This window comes from Arsukibacterium sp. (assembly GCF_036735525.1).
GTDB lineage: Bacteria > Pseudomonadota > Gammaproteobacteria > Enterobacterales > Alteromonadaceae > Alishewanella.
On sequence record NZ_DAINOE010000142.1, the window covers coordinates 1 to 4,294 of the forward strand.

Annotated in this window: 6 protein-coding genes; all 6 read left to right on the plus strand. The window is 47.3% G+C overall.

The annotated features are described in order from the left end of the window. Window positions 1–602: 602 nt before the first annotated feature. The 6 genes from V7D78_RS16220 to V7D78_RS16245 all read left to right on the plus strand — a co-directional run bounded on the left by V7D78_RS16220 (window position 603) and on the right by V7D78_RS16245 (window position 4,205). Window positions 603–1,187 carry a dienelactone hydrolase family protein gene (locus V7D78_RS16220; RefSeq protein ID WP_333609500.1) on the plus strand — a complete coding sequence of 195 codons (585 nt, stop codon included), beginning with the start codon at window positions 603–605 and terminating at the stop codon, window positions 1,185–1,187. Between the two features lie 93 nt (window positions 1,188–1,280). Then, a complete protein-coding gene (locus tag V7D78_RS16225) occupies window positions 1,281–2,012 on the plus strand; it encodes an alpha/beta fold hydrolase (protein ID WP_333609501.1) in 732 nt (243 codons plus the stop codon). 305 nt (window positions 2,013–2,317) lie between these two features. After that, window positions 2,318–3,016: a hypothetical protein gene (locus tag V7D78_RS16230; RefSeq protein ID WP_333609502.1), complete on the plus strand. Its 699-nt coding sequence runs from the start codon at window positions 2,318–2,320 to the stop codon at window positions 3,014–3,016. Between the two features lie 145 nt (window positions 3,017–3,161). Next, on the plus strand, window positions 3,162–3,350 hold the full coding sequence (locus tag V7D78_RS16235; RefSeq protein WP_333609503.1) for a hypothetical protein: 189 nt from the start codon (window positions 3,162–3,164) through the stop codon (window positions 3,348–3,350). 257 nt (window positions 3,351–3,607) lie between these two features. Then, window positions 3,608–3,826 (plus strand): DUF6500 family protein, encoded by a 219-nt coding sequence (locus tag V7D78_RS16240; RefSeq protein WP_333609504.1) that lies wholly within the window; start codon window positions 3,608–3,610, stop codon window positions 3,824–3,826. Between the two features lie 70 nt (window positions 3,827–3,896). Next, window positions 3,897–4,205 carry a type II toxin-antitoxin system Phd/YefM family antitoxin gene (locus tag V7D78_RS16245; RefSeq protein WP_333609505.1) on the plus strand — a complete coding sequence of 103 codons (309 nt, stop codon included), beginning with the start codon at window positions 3,897–3,899 and terminating at the stop codon, window positions 4,203–4,205. Window positions 4,206–4,294 lie beyond the last annotated feature (89 nt).

Sequence of the window (4,294 nt, forward strand, 5' to 3'; positions counted from 1 at the left end):
TGGATTGATCTATTGCTGATAGCTGCTTAGTTGTGCCTGTCTAAAATCTTGTGCTATTCTTTACCGCATAAGCCCTGAATATAGACTATTGGATTGATCTATTGCTGATAGCTGCTTAGTTGTGCCTGTCTAAAATCTTGTGCTTAGTTGTGCCTGTCTAAAATCTTGTGTAGTTGTGCCTGTCTAAAATCTTGTGGCATTGGCAATAATTGGCAAGCCCAACAGTGGCAAACCGAGCAGCAGCGAGCACAGTGTTAAGCGCAGTCTTAACTGCAGCATCAACCCCAATACCTTTATACATTGCCTGCTTATATTCATATCCTTATTTCTCCCACGTTCAGCCATTTTTATGTGATGCATCGCTGCTAGGTTAGCAAAGCCAATGTGACTAAAAAGTCGCTGACATGTGGAAGATGCAGCTAAGCCCGGCTTGATGTGTGCTGCGGTAATCATTAAGCTGGTTCGAGCATAGCAACAGCCCTTGGATAACTCAAACCAGCAGCTATTGGCTTGCCATAAACACGCTAGCAATATCAGCATAAACAAACGAATATCGGCACAAGCAAACAAAAAATGGTATTCACTCAATCGGAGGCAAGGTGATGAGGCTACTGATAGTAACTGATATTTTCGGTGTGTGTATCGGCCTTAGCCGCTTGTTGCAGGATCTCGCCGCCGTTGCCAGCCGGGTACAGCTTGTTGATCCTTATCATGGACAGGCACAGCATTTTGCGGATGAGCAGCAGGCCTATGCCGCCTATAGCGCACAATGCGGCCATAATGCCTATGGACAATGTGTCGCCTCCGCCTTGCAAACTGCCACAGCGCCGTTTGATTTTGCCATTGGTTTTAGTGCTGGTGCCAGCGCCTTATGGCGCGCCTTGGCGCAAGCTGATGCCGATACGGTAAAACAAGCGATACTGTTTTATCCCGGGCAGATTTATCAACATCTGGCGCTAACCCCGCAGCTGCCTGTGCAGGTTGTTTTTGGCCACAGCGAGCCACATTTTGCAGTGGCTGATATTTGCAGTCAGTTACAACAACAGCCGGGTGTAACAGCCGTTAGTACAAACTACGCGCACGGTTTTATGAATCCGGCGTCACAAGCTTTTAGTGAGGCTGGTTATCAGCAGCAGTTAAGCAAATTACTAAGTCTTCTGTCTCTCGGGGCGGGCCTGGAGCTTTGAACATTTTTCTTTGAAAAATAAGTCATATTCAGGTTTAGTATGGCTGTATGCTAGGCAGTTGCTCTGGTAATCACGTTTAAAAGGCAAAAGAAATTGAAACTAGTGCTGTTACCAGGAATGGACGGAACCGGGCAGTTGTTTGAGGCCTTGGTAAAGTATTTTCAAAGCCTGTCCGCGCAAGAACAAGCCGTGCAAGGAGAAAGTCTGACAGTGCAGGTTTTGCCTTTGCCAATTGCCGGTGCACAAGACTACCGCAACCTAGCTGCTAAGGTGTTGCAGCAACTTCCGTCAGAAGATTTTATTCTAGTTGCCGAATCCTTTTCAGGCGGCATTGCCGCCTGTCTTTCTCAGCAAGCGGTGCTGCATTTAAAAGGCATTATTTTTGTGGCATCTTTTCTGTCAGGCCCCAAAAAGCTAATTGCTTATCTGGCATCGCATTTACCACTACGCCATTTAGCACATCTGCCTTTTTCTAACGCCGTTTATCGGTTGCTGATGTTGGGTAAAGAAGCAACACCTGGGCAAATAGCGCTATTTCGTTCTGCGTTAAATACTGTTCCCGCCAATGTGCTGAAGTTAAGGCTCAGGGCCATTGCCGAGGCCGAGTATGATGGGTTTACATCGGATGTTCCTGCTGTCTATATAGCAGCGGCAAACGACAGGCTGGTGCCGGCAATAAAAAAACGGGAATTTGTGCAAGCATATAGCGACATAGCTTTTGCAGAAATTGCCGGTCCGCACTTTATTCTGCAAGCGAACCCCAAAGACAGTGCCGCTACAATATTAAAAGCTGCCAATCTTATAAAAAACAGAAATTGCTGTTAACTTAGTGCCTCACAGTTTGACATATCAATTTTTGGACCATCATGCTTAATACCGAGAGAATTAAGGCCGCAGCAAATACAGATGCTTACATGGGGTCGGTCGTATGGAGCCCTGCTAAATCAGTGTGGTTTCTCAGCCATTTAATAGCAACTGCTTTCGTCGCGCCATTTGTGATGACGATTTCGTCCTTCGGTATATTTTTGCTGCTAACGGCCATTACACTGTGCTTTGGTCACTCGCTTGGCATGCACAGACTGCTAATCCACCGGTCGTACGAATGCCCTAAATGGCTGGAGTATCTGTTTGTGTACCTGGGAACCCTGGTCGGCATGACTGGGCCCATCGGCATGATGAAACAGCATGATTTGCGAGACTGGGCGCAGCGCCAAACCCGCTGTCATGATTACCTGCTACATGGTTCCGGCATGTTAAAAGACGGTTGGTGGCAACTAAACTGCGATCTGCAATTGCAAAATGGCCCCACCTTTCATATTGAACAGGAAGTGCTTGCTGATCCGTTTTATCGCTTTATTGAAAAAACCTGGATGTGGCAACAACTGGTCCTTGCTATACCGCTGTATTGGATGGGGGGCTTAAGTTGGTTGGTTTGGGGCGTGTCGGTGCGAATAGCGGTGTCCGTGGGTGGCCACTGGCTTATCGGCTATTTTGCGCACAATGACGGTGAACGAACCTGGCGGGTCGAGGGTGCTGCTGTCCAGGGGCATAACATTCGCTTGGCAGGCCTGCTTTCTATGGGAGAAGCCTGGCACAATAATCATCACGCTTATCCAGGCTCGGCTATGCTTGGGCTATACACCGATGAGCCAGATCCGGGCTGGTGGGTGCTAAATGCGCTGCGTAATTTGGGGGTGGTTAAAAATATTCGGTTACCAATACAGTTACCCTTGCGGCCGGAGCTAATTGCTGAAGCTACTGATCTTGACCGCCGGGTAGAGCGAGTGCCGGAGGATTGTGACATTGCCAAATTTATTAGAAGAGGCTGACTAGAATGTCGCCAACTCTACCATTACCCGTTTTATTAATGTCGAAAGTGAGTTGAGTATTAGCTTGGCAACCAAGATAAAGCGGGTATAGATGCTGTATCTAAAAATATAAGTAAATTAGCAGCATAGCTAGATACGGCTACTGGTGGTAATCGATATTTTCAGTGTGGGTAGCGGCCTTAGCCGCTTGTTGCTGGATCTCGCCGCCGTTGCCAGCCGGGTACAGCTTGTGGATCCTTATCATGGACAGGCACAGCATTTCTTTACCCTAAACCGTCTAACCCTACGCAATTTTATGGCCGTTATCAGCAATCGAGGCTATGTCCAGGAGTAGTAAATGTATATTGGTATATTTTTAATCATTTGTGCGGCAGTTTTTATGTATAGGGTTGCACAATATGAAAAACGGCGGGGTTGGCTGTGGGGTAGTCTGACAGCGCTTATAATTCTGTTGCTTTCTCAGGTCATTTTAGCGACCTATCTGCCGTCACTAGTCGGGGTAATACTGGCATACATGTTAATGATGGCAGCCAACATTTATCGGCCGGTAAAAAAAGGGCCAATTTAATCACCACACGGGGATGCCCAACTATGCGCGACACCTTAAGACAAAAAATTATTGCAGTGTGTGATAAGAAAATGCTCGCCAAAGGCGAAACCGTAGGCGTGTCGTTTTACGCTTTTTTCGCCAACAAAAATGACGACCCGGCGCTACTGATGGAAGCCGCAACCTGGTGGATCCAAACCCACCGGCTGGATCATTTTGAAAAAGCGCTGAAAATAAAGCAGCTGGTTCAAACCGGATTGTAACAGTGCTTTTTTGTTATATTACATCTATTGCACTACTATTCGTACGTTATTTTGTACTGCAAGGTGAGTTATGAGCCGTATTCATTTTGATGAAGACATTCAGCCGTTGTCTGAATTCCGCGCTGGTGTTGCAAGCTATATAAAGCAAATCAACGAAACCCGCCGCCCGCTGGTCATTGCCCAGCGTAGCAAAGGTATAGCCGTAGTGCTTGATGTAGCTGAATATGAAGCAATGCAGGAAAAGATCGAATTGCTGGAAGAGTTACGTATGGCCAAAGCGCAACTGAGTTCAGGTGCTGGTGTTAGCAATAACGATGCAAGGGGGCAGGTCTTGCCTTTTGCCTGTGCTGGCTGGCAAATCCCGAGGAGTAATAAGTAAATGTTAGGTTGATTTCAGGCTCTTAACCGTCTTCGCGGGCTTGGCCCAATCGATCGGCGGAAGCGAAGTGAACCCGCCGGCCGTGAAGT

Excerpts from the sequence above, each read along its gene's own strand:
- V7D78_RS16245 (WP_333609505.1), top strand. The coding sequence starts at position 3,897 with ATGAGCCGTATTCATTTTGATGAAGACATTCAGCCGTTGTCTGAATTC.
- V7D78_RS16220 (WP_333609500.1), top strand. The coding sequence starts at position 603 with ATGAGGCTACTGATAGTAACTGATATTTTCGGTGTGTGTATCGGCCTT.
- V7D78_RS16240 (WP_333609504.1), top strand. The coding sequence starts at position 3,608 with ATGCGCGACACCTTAAGACAAAAAATTATTGCAGTGTGTGATAAGAAA.